General features: G+C 32.3%; 15 protein-coding genes, 2 pseudogenes and 3 riboswitches. Of the genes and pseudogenes, 13 read left to right on the forward strand and 4 right to left on the reverse strand.

From position 1 onward, the window contains the following. The first annotated feature begins 86 nt into the window (after positions 1-86). From CCC31_RS09835 to bsh, 3 genes and pseudogenes are all read left to right on the forward strand, one after another. On the forward strand, positions 87-683 hold the full coding sequence (locus CCC31_RS09835) for a hypothetical protein (protein WP_363348287.1): 597 nt from the start codon (positions 87-89) through the stop codon (positions 681-683). A 161-nt stretch (positions 684-844) separates the two neighbouring features. Continuing rightward, positions 845-1,156: pseudogene (locus CCC31_RS09840) on the forward strand (GNAT family N-acetyltransferase); the annotation flags it as partial. A gap of 102 nt (positions 1,157-1,258) precedes the next feature. After that, positions 1,259-2,233, forward strand: a complete 975-nt coding sequence (bsh, locus tag CCC31_RS09845; RefSeq protein ID WP_290851266.1) for a choloylglycine hydrolase — start codon at positions 1,259-1,261, stop codon at positions 2,231-2,233. A gap of 239 nt (positions 2,234-2,472) precedes the next feature. Here the strand turns inward: bsh and CCC31_RS09850 are convergent, their stop codons facing one another. Together CCC31_RS09850 and CCC31_RS09855 are read right to left on the reverse strand one after the other, a co-directional pair. Further along, positions 2,473-3,681, reverse strand: a complete 1,209-nt coding sequence (locus tag CCC31_RS09850; protein ID WP_022088540.1) for a VWA domain-containing protein — start codon at positions 3,679-3,681, stop codon at positions 2,473-2,475. 10 nt (positions 3,682-3,691) lie between these two features. Beyond that, positions 3,692-4,510: a MoxR family ATPase gene (locus tag CCC31_RS09855; protein ID WP_260978482.1), complete on the reverse strand. Its 819-nt coding sequence runs from the start codon at positions 4,508-4,510 to the stop codon at positions 3,692-3,694. Positions 4,511-4,888: 378 nt separating this feature from the next. Between CCC31_RS09855 and CCC31_RS09860 the strand changes: the two genes are divergently transcribed. The 4 genes from CCC31_RS09860 (at position 4,889) to CCC31_RS09875 (ending at position 8,052) form a co-directional block, all read left to right on the forward strand. Next, entirely contained in the window at positions 4,889-5,185 is a 297-nt protein-coding gene (locus CCC31_RS09860; RefSeq protein WP_022088542.1) for a Dabb family protein, read from the forward strand. A gap of 35 nt (positions 5,186-5,220) precedes the next feature. Continuing rightward, complete coding sequence (locus CCC31_RS09865; protein WP_290851271.1) at positions 5,221-6,237, forward strand: GDSL-type esterase/lipase family protein; 1,017 nt, start codon at positions 5,221-5,223, stop codon at positions 6,235-6,237. Positions 6,238-6,350: 113 nt separating this feature from the next. Continuing rightward, a complete protein-coding gene (locus tag CCC31_RS09870) occupies positions 6,351-7,409 on the forward strand; it encodes an iron-containing alcohol dehydrogenase family protein (protein WP_022088544.1) in 1,059 nt (352 codons plus the stop codon). A 110-nt stretch (positions 7,410-7,519) separates the two neighbouring features. Then, a riboswitch (cyclic di-GMP riboswitch) is annotated at positions 7,520-7,595 on the forward strand. Positions 7,596-7,698: 103 nt separating this feature from the next. Continuing rightward, on the forward strand, positions 7,699-8,052 hold the full coding sequence (locus tag CCC31_RS09875) for a hypothetical protein (RefSeq protein ID WP_022088545.1): 354 nt from the start codon (positions 7,699-7,701) through the stop codon (positions 8,050-8,052). A gap of 185 nt (positions 8,053-8,237) precedes the next feature. Here CCC31_RS09875 and CCC31_RS09880 read toward each other — a convergent pair whose 3' ends face one another. Next, the gene (locus CCC31_RS09880; RefSeq protein ID WP_118565198.1) at positions 8,238-9,413 is read right to left on the reverse strand and encodes a phosphoribosylaminoimidazolecarboxamide formyltransferase; all 1,176 of its coding nucleotides are present in this window, start codon (positions 9,411-9,413) and stop codon (positions 8,238-8,240) included. 21 nt (positions 9,414-9,434) lie between these two features. Beyond that, a complete protein-coding gene (locus tag CCC31_RS09885) occupies positions 9,435-10,148 on the reverse strand; it encodes an IMP cyclohydrolase (protein WP_290851274.1) in 714 nt (237 codons plus the stop codon). Positions 10,149-10,276: 128 nt separating this feature from the next. Beyond that, positions 10,277-10,360: riboswitch (ZMP/ZTP riboswitch) on the reverse strand. 83 nt (positions 10,361-10,443) lie between these two features. Here CCC31_RS09885 and CCC31_RS09890 point away from each other — a divergent pair. The 6 genes and pseudogenes from CCC31_RS09890 (at position 10,444) to CCC31_RS09915 (ending at position 14,489) form a co-directional block, all read left to right on the forward strand. Beyond that, complete coding sequence (locus CCC31_RS09890) at positions 10,444-10,572, forward strand: hypothetical protein (protein WP_279218234.1); 129 nt, start codon at positions 10,444-10,446, stop codon at positions 10,570-10,572. Between the two features lie 17 nt (positions 10,573-10,589). Further along, the gene (locus tag CCC31_RS09895; protein ID WP_290851278.1) at positions 10,590-11,315 is read left to right on the forward strand and encodes a LytTR family DNA-binding domain-containing protein; all 726 of its coding nucleotides are present in this window, start codon (positions 10,590-10,592) and stop codon (positions 11,313-11,315) included. Beyond that, positions 11,312-12,595: a sensor histidine kinase gene (locus tag CCC31_RS09900; RefSeq protein WP_022088549.1), complete on the forward strand. Its 1,284-nt coding sequence runs from the start codon at positions 11,312-11,314 to the stop codon at positions 12,593-12,595. Before CCC31_RS09895 ends, CCC31_RS09900 begins: the two co-directional genes overlap by 4 nt. Before the next feature lie 276 nt (positions 12,596-12,871). After that, positions 12,872-13,096, forward strand: a pseudogene (locus CCC31_RS09905) (PoNe immunity protein domain-containing protein). 202 nt (positions 13,097-13,298) lie between these two features. Beyond that, positions 13,299-13,817: a GNAT family N-acetyltransferase gene (locus CCC31_RS09910; RefSeq protein ID WP_118565203.1), complete on the forward strand. Its 519-nt coding sequence runs from the start codon at positions 13,299-13,301 to the stop codon at positions 13,815-13,817. Between the two features lie 195 nt (positions 13,818-14,012). Further along, entirely contained in the window at positions 14,013-14,489 is a 477-nt protein-coding gene (locus CCC31_RS09915; protein WP_346432189.1) for a GNAT family N-acetyltransferase, read from the forward strand. A 619-nt stretch (positions 14,490-15,108) separates the two neighbouring features. Further along, positions 15,109-15,295, forward strand: a riboswitch (cobalamin riboswitch). Positions 15,296-15,357: the final 62 nt, after the last annotated feature.

Genomic DNA, 15,357 nt, shown 5'->3' on the forward strand with positions numbered 1-15,357 from the left:
TTTGTTATGTGCAGTAAATCTCATTTCAACACTTTTATCTTAATTAAACATATAATAAATATTATCAGAAATATAATATGAGGTTTATGGTGGATAGTAATGTAAATGGACTTATGTTTCAATTAGGAAATATAATGAGAATAGATAATGGGTTTGTTGAAGAATCGGTATGTTTTAATACTGCGGGAGGCTACATTGTAGTTTCATATAATGATAAATCAATGGGAAGAAACAATAGGCAGCAGGTCAGATTAAATATAAATAGAAATACAAAAATTATTAACTTTAGAGGACAAAATTTATGTACTTGTTGCATACAGGAAGGTATGTGGATTAATGCAATTTTTTCAGGTGCTATGACAAGAAGTATTCCACCACAGGCAAATGCATTTTTAATTATTGTACAGGGAAGAAGTCAGCAATCGGTTAGCTCAGTAACAATAGACAGAATTGCATCTATAGATTTGGAGAACAGCTCTTTTTATACGGGAAATAGAAATGATATTAATTCACAAACGAGATTTATCGTAAATAATAATACAGTTATAACAGACAGAGAAGGAAACAGAATCAGATTACGAAACTTAAGACCGGGACAATTAGTTAGAATAAATCATGCAAATTTCCAGACGGCAAGCATTCCACCACAGACAACAGCGTTTTCGGTTCAGGTGTTGCAATAGGGAGAAAAATACTGGAACTGAGCAATAAAGTATGATAAAATCGATATAGGTTTTACAAATTGGGATGAGCATAAAAATAATAATTAATGATGGCAGAATCACCCTACATATTGGCAGATATGTAGGGGTTTTTTATGAATGGAAGAATTGAATGATGAAAAAAAATTTTAGGCTTATACATTCTGCATCCAAATAATGTAGGAAGATGCGGACATATCTGTAACGCAAGTTACACAGTATCATCAAAAAGCAGAGGATTGCATATTGGAGAAAAACTAGTAAAAGACTGCATTTTAAAAGCTTACGATAATGGCTATAAAGTGCTTCAGTTTAATGCTGTAGTGGCAACAAATGTACATGCAAGACATTTATACGAACGTGTTGGATTTAAACAATTGGGTATAATACCTAATGGATTCAGATTGAAAAATGGGAAATATGAAGACATATGTCCATATTATATTGAAGTGTAATAATTTTTGAACCATTACTGGCTCCAAGCAGTGGAACATCCTAAAATTAAACTTACCTATTTTACAAATTAAATATTATAAGTAGAAAATGGAGGAAATTATATGTGTACAGCAGCAACATATAAGACAAAAGATTTTTATTTTGGCAGAACACTTGATTACGAATTTTCTTATAATGAGGAAGTTACGATTACACCAAGAAACTATAAATTGAAATTCAGACATGGAATTGAGGCAAAAAATAATTATGCAATTATTGGAATGGCATTTGTTGTAAATGATTATCCTTTATATTATGATGCGATAAATGAAAAAGGATTAGGAATGGCAGGACTCAATTTCGTAGGAAATGCTGTGTACAGTGAAGTAAAATCTGACACTAAAAATGTAGCACAATACGAATTTATACCATGGATACTTAGACAATGTGAATCAGTAAAAGAGGCACGAAAAGTATTAAGTGAAATGAATTTAGTAGGAACTCAGTTTAGCGAGCAATTGCCGGCGGCAAGTCTTCACTGGATTATAGCAGATGCAAATGAAGCAATAACAGTTGAATCAACTGAATCGGGATTACATGTATATGACAATCCGGTAGGGGTATTGACTAATAATCCACCATTTGAACAGCAGATGTTTCAACTTAACAATTACATGCATTTATCATCAAAACAACCGACTAACAGTTTCTCAGATAATTTGCAACTTAATTCATATAGCAGAGGAATGGGTGCAATTGGAATGCCGGGAGATTTGTCTTCAGGGTCAAGATTTGTAAGAGTAGCGTTTACAAAAATGAATTCCAAATCAGGGGAAACGGAAAATGAGAGTGTTAGTCAGTTCTTTCATATTTTAGGTTCAGTTGAACAACAAAGAGGATGTTGTGAAGTAGATGAGGGTAAATACGAAATAACAATTTATACTTCATGCTGCAATGCGACAAAGGGAATTTACTATTACACTACTTATGAAAATAATCAGATTACTGCAGTTGATATGCATAAGGAAAATCTTAAAGGAGAAAGCCTTGTGAGATATCCTTTAATACAGGGACAGCAGATAAAAATGCAGAATTAACAGATGAAGTGTATGTGCCCACGCCCATAGGTTCAGTATAAATTTAAAGTAAAAATAAAATTACGGATAATATTTCAAATTGAAAAATTATCCGTAATTTGGTTTACATAATTTAATTGTAGAATTCAAAATAATTAAATTACTAAAATATATTACGGATGAAAATTGATTGATTTAATATTATCCGTAAATCAAGTCCGACATATAAATCAAAGACCGGTCACCAGCTCCACGAGCCTTTATTTCTTCTTATCATACATAAGTGTTTTTATTCCACGCTTAAGTCCATCAACAGTTAAAGGAAACATGTCGATGTTTTCGCGAATTACTCTTTCAGATTCCATCCAGTACATATTGTTCAAATCTCCATAGTGATATGAAGGATTTAACCAAATGCTGTGTGGATATTTTTTCTTAAAAAGTTCAATCCATTCCTTACCTGAAAGTCCACCGTTTGGACCACTGTAATTACCGTTTTTATCTTTGAATTCTTCAGGTGCCATACCTGCATCGCCAACAATAATTACTTTATAATCCTTATCATAATTTCTAAATGCCCATGTAGTATCTATCCAGTCACCACTTGCGCATTCAGGTGTTTTATATAATTTAGCATAAATACAATTGTGGAAGTAAAAAGTTTTTACATCCTTAAAATGATTAGCTTTATGCACAGCCTGAAAAAGCTCGTTACACAAAGAACTATAAGGATACATCGAACCACCACTGTCAAATAAAAGCATAAGCTTTACAGTATTTTTTCTTGGTTGTTGAAATTCTAATTTTAAATAACCACCCTGATTACAGGTTGAATTAATTGTTCCGTCGATATCAAGTTCAGTTTTTGGCAAATCAAGTTTTCTTGAATATTGGCGAAGTTCACGGAAAGCAACCTGAAACTGTCGCATTGTAAGTTTTGTATCACGTCTGAAATCTTTATAACGTCTTTCGCCCATAACAGTGAAAGCAGTTTTCATTCCGGCTTCATTTCCTAACTGAATACCACCAGCTACGTGACCTCTTTTACCAAATTCAGAGCCACCGCCCATACCAATCCAGTAAGTTCCACCGTGATGCTCAGTTTTCTGTTCACCAAGTCGTTCCTCAAATTTACGATGAACTTCCTTGGCTTCACGCTCGGTACGCTTGTCTATATATTTGCTTGGGTCAGTTTTCTTGCCCGTTTCAACATCATTGTGCAGCCATGCATCAATTTTACTCATATCAAAAGAATTATCTTTTATATCATTAAAATATTCCTGAAAGGCAATATCAAATTTGTCATAATCACCTTCGCTTTTAACTAAAATTGTACGGCAAAGATAATAAAAATCAGTAAAATTTGAATGGGCCAAATCTTTATCAAGTGCGTCCATAAGCATAAGCCATTCGGTGGTAGAAATGTTTAATCCGTGATTTTTCAATACATAGAAAAAGTCAGTAAACATAAATTTCCTCCTATAAGCTCATCTGTTTTATTGTTTCTAAATCTTCATCCTTCTTAATTAAAACACCAAGATATGGAAGTGTTTTCTCAATAGAATCAGGGTCAACGCCACCAATCATAAGAGCTCTAATCCAATCTATAAATTCAGATGTGCTAGGTTTCTTTCTAACATCTCTAATACTTCTAATCCAGTAAAATGTTTTCATTGCCTGCTCAAGCAAATGTTCTTCTAAATTTTCAAAATGAGCATTAACAATCTGTCTCATTAAATCTGCATTTGGAAATGAAATATAGTGGAAAATACAACGACGTAAAAATGCGTCAGGAAGTTCCTTTTCAGCATTTGAAGTAATGATAACTATAGGACGGATTTTTGCCTTAACAGTTTCTTTAGTTTCATTAATATAAAATTCCATTTTATCAAGTTCCCAAAGAAGATCGTTAGGAAACTCCAAATCAGCCTTATCTATTTCGTCAATTAATAAAATAACCTGTTCATCTTTTTTGAATGCTTCTCCAAGTTTCCCAAGTTTGATATATCTGCTGATATCATCCACACCATCTACACCAAACTGGCTGTCGTATAATCTTTGAATCGTATCGTAAATATATAAACCGTCCTGAGCTTTAGTTGTAGATTTTATGTTCCAAATTAATAATTCTTTGTCAAGAGCTTTAGCAACTGCCTCAGCAAGCATAGTTTTACCTGTTCCCGGTTCTCCCTTAACTAACAAAGGCTTTTGAAGCTTTGTTGCAACCTCAACTGCTGCTAATAAGTCGTCAGATGCTACATAAGTATCAGTTCCGGTAAATTTTGTTTCTGCTGCCATATTAAAATATCCTTTCCGTAAATAAGTATAATTTCATTTATATTTCAATCTGACAAAATTAACAGAATTACGCTTGTGCAACTTGTCACTCGCAACAGTTCTAAATCTTCAACATGTAGTTTGAATTTTAAACGATGGTTTCATTCAAACTACATATATGTCGATTTGAACCAGCGACGACAAATGCAATTTTGCTAAATTTTGTCAGATTAAAAATGTAATGATATTGACCTTAAATTTTAATTAATTCTTAATAATAAATTTATCGTTTTCAAAAGTTATAGTACCATAATGAAAATATGAATGTCTACAACAATTGAAAAAACTATTTAGGTCGGTTACAATGGTGTGGAAAGAATAAATTTTAGGAGGCATGAAATGGTAAAGCATATTATTTTATGGAAGTTAAAGGAAACATTAACAGAAGAAGAAAAGGTACAGGCGAAGAAAGATATAAAGGAAAATTTAGAAGCATTAGAAGGACAGATTGACGGATTGTTAAAAATGAACATCCGAATAGAATATTTGCCATCTTCATCTGCTGATATAATGATGGATAGTGAATTTGAAAATGAGGATGCATTGAAGGCATATCAGACACATCCAAAACATCAGCATGTTGCAAACACATATGTAAGACCTAATGTTGAAACAAGACTTAGTATGGATTTTTAGACATTGCTATTTTATCAGAAAGGTGGATTATAATTATGAAAAAATTTATTACTTTTACATGGGCATGCACAATAGCACTTATTTTGGCAGGAATGTGTGAAATGAGTTCATTTGACAATGAAATTCAAAAATATTCATGTGTAAAAAATGTTAAGGCTGAAACTGTAAAAAATCACGAAAAAAATCAGAGCATAATTTTAAATGCTCCGACAGTTAAAGTAAAGAATAAAACTGAAAAACAAGTTAAGATTAAATGGAATCGTGTAAAAAAAGCGAATAGTTACAAAGTATACAGAGCTACAACAAAGGGTGGAACTTATAGCCTTCTTACATCAACAACTGCCAGAAATTACGTGGATACAAATACAGTAGGCGGTCAAAAATACTACTATAAAGTGCAGGCTGTAAGAACAGTTGCCGGAAGCATGGGAGAAAGCAGTCTTTCAAAGGCTAAATATGTAAAGGCTGCAACTAAAGATTTAAGTATTGTAGTTGCAGGAGAATGCTATGTTGAAGGAATTGAACTTTGGGCAAAGAATCAGTATCCAAAGGGAACACATTTTATAAGTAGTGTAGGTGTAAGTAGTTCAGGATTTATAAATTCAAAGAAATTTAAAGTTAATGGAAAAAGTGCTACAGGTATAGAAAAAGTTGCATCATATAATCCTGACAGAGTATATTTTTTAATAGGAATGAATGAATCAGGTACTGACAATACAACTCCTACAATCAACAATTTTAAAACGATGATAAATAAACTTAAAAAGAAAAATAAAAATGTACAGATAGTCCTTCTTCCAATAGCACCAACGGGCAAAAGAAGTACTGCAAATGTGCCAAAGAAATCACAGCGTTTGAAATTTAATAAAGCGTACTCAGATTTGGCAGCAGCAACAGATAATGTATATTATTATGATTACACAGGTTTGTTTGATGATGGAAAAGGATATTTGAAATCATCATGTGATGGCGGTGACGGATGCCATTGGACATCAACAGCAACAATTAATTTTTCAAAGAGCCTGATGGATTGGTCAAAGAATAATTTATAGAAAATATAAAATTTATTATGCCGGGAAATATTTGAAATCATTATATATTGGATAGGTTTTAGATTAATGTTCCCGGCATAAATAATATTAAGTTAATCAAAGGAGTCACAATAATGGGTGGTAGTCATATAGCAATACCTACAATTTTGAAAGTCGGAAAAGGAACATTAGAAAATCTTGGTACTTATATTAAATCGAGTGGAATGTCTAATGCCGTAATATATTTTGGAAATGATTTAATAGACATGTTTGGTGAAACAGTAATGAAGTCACTTAAAGATGCAGGAGTCAATGTGCTTGGCTACAGAGAAATGGATTCAATTAAAATAGAAGAATTGATAGGGATTGCATTTGATATTGATTCTAAAGCACAGGTTGTAGTAGGTATTGGTGGTGGTAAAGTTATTGACGGTGCAAAATATGCCGCATATCTTAGAAAATTACCATTTATAAGCGTGCCTACTTCAGCATCCAGTGATGGCTTTTCAAGTGCCAGTGCATCACTTCTTGTTAATGGAAGACGTACATCGGTTCCGGCAAGAATGGCATATGGAATTGTTGCCGACACACAGATAATAAAAAGTGCTCCTGAAAAATTTATTTATTCAGGAATTGGAGATATGGTATCAAAAATTACGGCACTTTATGACTGGGTGTATGAAGATCAAAAAGGTTATACAGAGTTAAATGATTTTGCAATGATGATTGCAAAAAAGGCTGTAAATAGTTTTGTAAGAACACCGTTTGAAAGTATTAAAGATGATTTGTTCTTAAAAGAGTTGTTAGACTCGCTTGCAATGAGTGGAATCGCAAATGAAATTGCAGGAGGAAGTGCACCTACAAGTGGAAGTGAACATTTGATTTCACATGCTCTTGATAAAATGCTTCCTGTACCACAATTACACGGAGTCCAGGTTGGCATTGCAACTTATCTAATGAGCGTTGTTCAGAATCACAGATATAAGAGAGTAAATACAATATTTACCGATACGGGATTTTGGAATTTTGTTGAGAAATTAGACTTGGATATCAAAGACTATGAAAAGGCAATAGATATGGCACCTTCAATAAAGCCTCACAGACATACTTATTTACATGAAAAAGAATATAGAGATTTGGCAAAGAAGGTATTATATGAAGATGAAAGATTGAAAAAGGTATTTCATATTTAAAGAAATTTTTATAGTAAACGTGAATTTGTATAGACAAATTCACGAAAACTGTAAACAAATTGTAAATCGCATTGTATATATCAAAAAAAGCGATATACTATAAATATAGTAAATATATTTAGCAAAGCAGGTGAAAACCTGTGACGCAAAGCTATAGGGCCTTTAAAATGGCAGCCAGTTGCACTTTATTAGTCTTGGTGTGCTGTGCCCAAGACTTTTTTTGTACAACAGTCTAGCTTTATTCGTAAAAAGCAAAGTATATTGAACATCTTATTCTAAAGGAGGAAAAATGAATAAAGAGTTGTTAACACAAGCGGGAATTGATGTTAACGATGGAATAAGAAGATTTAATGACAAGGAGGATTTGTATGAAAGATTTTTGTTTACATTCCCAAAGGATGTAAACTACGACATAATGTGTGAAGCAATTAGCAAAGGAGACGCAGAACAGGCTTTTCAGGCAGCGAATGCATTGAAGGGGATTACAGGTAACTTAAGTTTAAACCAATTGTATAATCATATTATTCCATTAGTCGATTCTCTAAAGAAAAGAAGAATGGAGAAGGTAAATGAACTTCTTGAGGTGGTTTCAGTGGATTATGACAAAGTTATTAAAGCGTTATCTACTAATGATAAAAAATAAAAAGTGGACAGGTCATCTTATCTTTATATTTTTTATTAAACAAAGAAATCCGGCAGACGGTTTGGTGCTGCCGGATTTCTTTGCTTTTATATATTTATTTAGTTGAAATGATTTATTCAAATTACAAAATTTAATAATTAAATAATAGCAATCCGTAGTTAAATTTCATTACAGAAATAATAATTTTAGTGATGGAATAAACGGATTCCTGTAAAGCTCATTACCATATTATGTCTGTTACAAGCATCGATGACATCCTGATCACGAATTGAACCACCAGGCTGTGCAACATATTTAACACCGCTCTTAGCAGCTCTTTCGATATTGTCATCGAATGGGAAGAATGCATCAGAACCAAGTGTAATATCTGAAGCCTGAGCTAACCATGCCTGTTTTTCTTCTTTTGTAAATACAGGTGGTTTTTCTGTGAAGATACTTTCCCATTTACCATCTGCAAGAACATCCATATAATCTTCACCAATGTAAAGGTCGATTGCATTATCTCTGTTAGCACGTTTCATACCTTCAATAAATGGAAGGTTAAGTACCTGTGGTGCCTGACGAAGTAACCAGTTATCAGCCTTCTGTCCGGCTAATCTTACACAGTGAATTCTTGACTGCTGTCCTGCACCTACACCTATTGCCTGACCGTTTTTAACGAAACATACTGAGTTAGACTGAGTATATTTTAATGTAATCATAGCAATTGCCATGTCAATTTTAGCTTTTTCAGGAAGGTCTTTGTTTTCAGTAACAATATTGTCAAAGAAATGTTCATCAATATTTAAGTCGTTACGTCCCTGTTCAAATGTAACACCAAATACTTCTTTATGTTCAATTGGAGCAGGTTCATAATCAGGGTCAATCTGAATAATCGCGTAACTTCCTTTTTTCTTTCCTTTTAACATTTCTAAAGCTTCAGGTTCATAACCCGGAGCGATAATTCCATCTGAGAATTCTCTCTTAATGATTGCTGCTGTAGAAACATCACAAACATCAGAAAGAGCAATGAAGTCACCATATGAAGACATTCTATCAGCACCTCTGGCTCTTGCATAAGCGCTGGCAAGTGGTGATAATTCTCCTAAATCATCAACCCAGTAAATCTTTGATTCGATTTCACTTAAAGGAAGACCAACAGCAGCTCCGGCAGGTGATACATGCTTAAAAGAAGTAGCAGCAGGAAGTCCTGTAGCTTTCTTTAATTCTCTAACTAACTGCCAACCATTGAAAGCATCAAGGAAATTGATGTATCCCGGTTTTCCGTTAAGAACTTCGATAGGAAGTTCACCTTCATTCATAAATATTCTTGATGGTTTCTGATTTGGATTACAACCATATTTTAATTCTAATTCTTTCATTATAAATCTCCAATCTTTAAATTATTTATTCTTGTTAATAATCTTAGTTTCGTATTTTCCTGTTTCAATATCGATATATCTTACAAATAAAGAAACTTTGTTATCTTTATTTAAACTGTTCCAAAGCATATCTGTAAATTCGTTCATATCATCTTTAATTGCAACGAGTTTAGGTTCGCCTTCAAAACTCGGAAGTGGATTTCCATCATGCATATATGTGTGAATAAAATGACCTTCACCATTTACCGGATTTTCATATGTAAATGTGTATCTGTTGCATGCATCAGGGTTACCGTTGTTGCTCTTTAAAATAGACATTGCATAGTTATAAGAACCGTCTTCAACCTGCATAATTCCTGAAATTCTAGGAGTATAGTTAGGACCGTCAGGTTCAAATTCTCTTGTTCTTAATGACTGTTCAAAAGTCTGACCTTTATCCATTAATTCGTAAACAGTATCTGTCTGGTCACCATTTGTAACGATAGTTTTGTTACCAAGAACACGAACAGGAGCATAGATAATAAGACTTGGGTCTACTAATTTAGAAGGGTCAAATGCCTGAGTACGGATTCCTTCGCCATCTTCGACAAAAACTCTGTTTCTGCTGTTTTCGCTTCTTCCCATGATGAAATAAGCTGTTACTGCGTATTTGCCATTAGGAGTTTTACCGATTACGATTCCTCTTCCAGGGTACGCATTTTCTTTTAATTCATTTTCAAGTGATAACATCTGCATAGTGTTTCTCCTTTATAAAAAATTTTTTCTTTGGTTTCCAAATATAGAAAGGTAAGCAAGGTGCCTTATAAGACATAGCATACGCAAATCCTGCCAAATGGGTATAAAAAAACCACCTGGGAAACCTAAATGGTTGCCCAGGCGGTCGGCTTCGATACATCTCCATACTCCCTGTGAGTGCTCTCACTTATCCGCCAGTCGTATGGAATCTAAATTTAGAATAAACCATTTGATAAAGAATTTCAACACCTTTAGAAAGAAAATTGAAACAAAATCGATTAGAATATGTGATATAATGAGCGGGGAGAGCGAAAAGCTACTTGTAGCTTTACAGCGAACGGCAAATTGCGATAATGATAGACACGGAAGCAGCAAAGCTACGAATTATGATATAATGAAAAATACAAATAAAGATAAAGATTAACGGAGAAGGTAAATATAATGAATATTAATATTGCAATATGCGATGACAATAAAATATTTATTGATAATATGAAGACAAAAATCATAAAAATATCAAAGAATATGAAATACAATACTGAGATATTTATTTATACGGATGGTAATATTTTGCTAAATGAAATCTGTGAAGAAAAAGAAAGCATAGATGTTATACTGTTAGACATCGATATGCCTCATATATCAGGGTTACAGATTGCGAATGAAATTAGAAAAAGAAAATTAAACATTACTCTAATATTTGTATCGGCACATGATGAGATGGTGTTTGATGCCATACAATATCAACCATTTAGATATATTAGAAAGACACGGTTAGATGAGGAACTGCCTCAGGTATTAGAAGATGTTTTTGAACTTTTAAAGGATAAAGATGATAAATATACAATAATTAAAACAGATGAAGGAAATAAAAAAATAAAAAACTCTGAAATAATGCATATAGAAGTGGATAAAAGAAAATTAAAAATATGCATGTATGATGGAAGAGTAATGTATATTGGAAAAAGTTTAAAAAATTTTTTAGAGGAACTGGATGATAATAACTTCATTCAAATCTATAGTGGATGTGCAGTAAATATTAAATATGTAAGTGAGTTTTCTAAAGTTGAAATCACACTGGATAATAACGAAAAACTGCCGGTTAGCAGAACGAGGATGAGTGATGTTAAAAAGACATTATTAAAGTATTGGAGAGAGAAAGTATGATAGCTTTTTATTGGGTAGTAGAGTATTTGGGGAGTTTTATTGACACATTAATGTGTTGTATATTTTGTGGAATATTTATAGGCGAAAAAAATGATGAATACAGAAAGAAAATATTTTTGTATTCTTTGATAGGGGCAGCGATAATAACAGGTTTAAATACCATAAAGACGGTTTCATTTATTTTATCATTTTCTTTTATGATTATGTATATTATCATTCAATGGGTTATATACAGACAAAAACAGAAGTTCGCCATATTATTGGTATTTTTATATGGTGTAATCATAACAGCAGTAGAGTTTGTAGTTGTATATGTAACCTTATTCCTGACAAATCAATCTTCTATTGAAGATAAAAGTCCTACAAGATATGTATGTATGGTAATTAGCAAAGTACTTTTAGTTCTGGTAATAATGATTATTGATAAAATTGTTAGCAAAAGAAGGATTATTTCAGGAAAATATGCAGCAATTATAGGATGTGTTGCATTCTTTATTTTCGCATCAAATTTTTCAATTATATATTTAGGATTAAAACAGCAGGATTCAAATGTTGCATTAATAAGCACTATATTTTTTGTGGCAGATATGATATTGGGAGTGCTTCTTTTGTATTTCATACTTAAACTGGCCGACAGTTATGAAAAACAGAAAAACATAGAATTAGTTGAAATGCAAAATAGAATGCTTAGCAAATCACTTGAAGACACAGAGAGAGCATTTGATTTGTGGAGAGAAAGTATTCATAATTATAAAAATAATATTATTACATTGGCACAGCTTGTTGAAGAGGAAAGTACAGCGGAGATAAAAAAATATTTAAATAATGAAATACAACAACTAGGAATAAAGACACATTACGCAATGACAGGAAATAAAGTTATTGATGCTGTTTTAGCAACAAAGAAAAACTCGGCAGAGCATAAGGGAATTAATTTTTATGCAGATGGAAACATTCCTGATAAATGTATTGTTGATGAAATTGATTTTACAAATATAATTGGAAATCTCCTAGATAATGCAATTGAAGCTGCTGAAAAAGTCGAAAATGGAAACGTAAGTATTGTAATAAAACCACAGAAGAAATTTATAATAATAAAAGTAAAAAATTCTTATGATGGAAATAAAAATAATGAATTACAAACAACTAAGAAAGATAAAGAATACCACGGAATTGGTTTGAAAAGTATAAAGCGTATAGTAGAAAAATATCAGGGAGAATTTGAACTTGAGTTTAAAGAAAAAGAGGTTGAAGCTACAGCATTATTGCTAAATGTATAGCCAAAACTATTTTATATTCGACAAAATTCGACATCACATAATATATAAAAACACAAAAATTTGTCTTCCCCCTGGCAAAAAATGACAAGTTACGCAAAAAATGATACAAGTTACGCAAAAAAATGTTTTGAAGCATTTTTTTGGTAAAATATATCTGACTCTAATAAATAGGGGGAAAAAATTGAGATTCATATATAAGAAGCTGGATGGATTGTAGGAAGTACAGTTTAATCCGGCTTCATTTTTTAGAAGAAATCTGGATAATATGAAACTAATATAAACAGTGAAGACAAGGTGGAAAAACTCAAAGAATATGTCAAAAGATTCTGGTATAGAGAACATATACAAGCCTTTTGGCATAATACGCACAACTTAAGCACTAACTGTTATTATGGATAGTGGAGCTTTGAAGCAGGGGCTATAGCTAAAATACTTAAATTAGATGATTATGAATTAAAAGATATGAAATACTATCCATACGATTTGCTACATTACAAATAGGAAAATCTATAATGAGAAGATTGGTAAAGAAATAATTAATTTAATAATCAAAATAGGGGGAATACCAAGATGAAAAATGGAATTTAGAAGATGAAGATGATATAATGTGAGAAAATAAATTTGATATACAAAGCGGAATTGGTGCATTATAGAGGAGATATATAAATTCTAATAACAAAGGATTAGTGCCGGAGGTATTATTGTGAAACTTAAGTTAATAAAAGCAACAAACAAGTATCGTAATCAAATCGTAGATATGTTGGATGAGTGGAATAATACTGGCGAAGAAATTATACCCTATGTAATTGGTCGTTTAGATTACAGCGATTTTGATTACTATTGTAACAATCTGGAGGTAAAAGATACAAGTGATGGCTTAGTTCCTGATTCAACATTTTTTTGCTTAGATGAAGAACGAAACATTGTTGTAGGTGCTGTAAATATTAGGCATTATTTAAACGAAAAGTTGTTATTAAATGGTGGACACATAGGAGATGGTGTTCGTCCATCAGAGAGAAGAAAAGGGATTGCAACAAAAATGATATCGTTGGCTTTGGACGAGTGTAGAAAGCTAGGAATAAATAAAGTTCTGATGGTTTGTGATAAAGGAAATATTGGCTCGGCTAAAAGTATTGAAAACAATGGAGGAATACTAGAAAACGAAGTTGTAGTTGATGGTGTTATGGAACAAAGATTTTGGATTGATTTGAATAAAATGTAAGTTGTAGAATTAGTGTAAAAGAGGCTATAGACTTTGCAAAAGAATGTATCATGTCAAAACAAAATATACCCAGAAACCATATCATTAGAAGACGGATTGAGAGATAGTGTTAAATGGTATTTGGAACATAGTACAGAGGTTAATAAGAAACCTTATTTTAAATATATAGATAAAAATTTGTAGAGATAAAGAAATTTGAAAAAGGATTATGGTGAAAAAATGAAAAATTACACGTATATTTCTTTAAGAGAAAAGCCAGAACTAAAAAATTGTGCAGCCGAATGGTTTCACAGTAAATGGGGAGTTCCAACAGAAGCTTATCTTGAATGTATGGAAGCTTATCTGAATAAGAAAACAGAATATGGTTGGTATATTTGCTTGGATGAAAATAAAATTGTAGGTGGGCTGGGAGTAATCGAGAACGATTTCCATGCTCGAAAAGATCTCACTCCGAATGTTTGTGCAGTCTACACAGAAGAGGAATATAGATGTCAGGGCATCTCAGGACATCTGCTTAATATGGTTGTAGAAGATTTAAAATCAAAAAACATAACACCTGTCTATTTGATTACAGACCATACCAGTTTCTATGAAAGATACGGTTGGGAATTTTTGTGCATGGTACAGGGAGATGGAGAACCCAATATGACCAGAATGTATATCCACCAATAGCTTTCAGTTTATCATACAAAAGCTTTTGTGTTGCACGCAGTCATTTATAATTTCAACGTTGAAAAAGATGCCTATTTGTCTGAAAAGTTAACTATTGAGAGTAAAAAGTTGTCTTTTCAAAATATAAAGTTTGCTATTGAGAGTCAGAATTATAATGAACCAACGAAAAAACATATTAAAAATATATGAAGAAATTGAAACTAATCAGATATTTGGTGCTCCTGAGATAGAGAGTATTGAAATGTTCAACTTCAACGGCTAGGAATGTTATGAAAAAATTAAAAAAAATAGGTTTTGTTAAAGAAGTTAAAGGAAAAGGAAAGTATACTTTTATTTCTGATTTTAATTATGTGGAAATGAAAGTCACAAAATTAAATTAGATGTTCAAGCACGACACTATAGTTAATAATTTAGACCATTTGAAGGAACAGAGGTAAAGTATAAAAATAACAAAGTGACCAATTATGTATATGTGTATAAAGCAAACTACAAAGGTTCAATTATAGACTATATGGTATATTAAGAGTAGAAGAGTGACCGAAATAGTCACTCTTTTGCTAATTAACAATACAAAAGAATTGCATTATATAAATAATAATGCTATCATTAATACGATTTAAATTTCATATCAGTATATGGTTCGACAGAATTATATTCGTGTCGATTAATAGGGAATTCGGTTAGAATCCGAAGCAGTCACCACTACTGTAATGCAGACAAGAAAGCAATATGCCACTGGGAAACTGGGAAGGCGCTTTCGAGGATGAAGCTGAGTCAGGAGACCTGCCATATATGCGGTTTAAATATATTTTCCGGGTGAGGAGGATGTGTTTTTTTTTGTTGCCATTTTTTAAAGAGAAAAATTAGG

The sequence above is a fragment of the Eubacterium sp. LMAG:50 genome (assembly GCF_008680265.1).
GTDB lineage: Bacteria > Bacillota > Clostridia > Lachnospirales > Lachnospiraceae > Eubacterium_U > Eubacterium_U album.

Coding starts and splice junctions, on each gene's coding strand:
- CCC31_RS09900 (WP_022088549.1), top strand. CDS start 11,312: ATGATAGCTTTTTATTGGGTAGTAGAGTATTTGGGGAGTTTTATTGAC.
- CCC31_RS09850 (WP_022088540.1), bottom strand. CDS start 3,681: ATGTTTACTGACTTTTTCTATGTATTGAAAAATCACGGATTAAACATT.
- CCC31_RS09855 (WP_260978482.1), bottom strand. CDS start 4,510: ATGGCAGCAGAAACAAAATTTACCGGAACTGATACTTATGTAGCATCT.
- CCC31_RS09835 (WP_363348287.1), top strand. CDS start 87: ATGGTGGATAGTAATGTAAATGGACTTATGTTTCAATTAGGAAATATA.
- CCC31_RS09875 (WP_022088545.1), top strand. CDS start 7,699: ATGAATAAAGAGTTGTTAACACAAGCGGGAATTGATGTTAACGATGGA.
- CCC31_RS09880 (WP_118565198.1), bottom strand. CDS start 9,413: ATGAAAGAATTAGAATTAAAATATGGTTGTAATCCAAATCAGAAACCA.
- CCC31_RS09865 (WP_290851271.1), top strand. CDS start 5,221: ATGAAAAAATTTATTACTTTTACATGGGCATGCACAATAGCACTTATT.
- CCC31_RS09895 (WP_290851278.1), top strand. CDS start 10,590: ATGAATATTAATATTGCAATATGCGATGACAATAAAATATTTATTGAT.
- CCC31_RS09885 (WP_290851274.1), bottom strand. CDS start 10,148: ATGCAGATGTTATCACTTGAAAATGAATTAAAAGAAAATGCGTACCCT.
- CCC31_RS09870 (WP_022088544.1), top strand. CDS start 6,351: ATGGGTGGTAGTCATATAGCAATACCTACAATTTTGAAAGTCGGAAAA.
- CCC31_RS09860 (WP_022088542.1), top strand. CDS start 4,889: ATGGTAAAGCATATTATTTTATGGAAGTTAAAGGAAACATTAACAGAA.
- bsh (WP_290851266.1), top strand. CDS start 1,259: ATGTGTACAGCAGCAACATATAAGACAAAAGATTTTTATTTTGGCAGA.
- CCC31_RS09890 (WP_279218234.1), top strand. CDS start 10,444: ATGAGCGGGGAGAGCGAAAAGCTACTTGTAGCTTTACAGCGAACGGCA.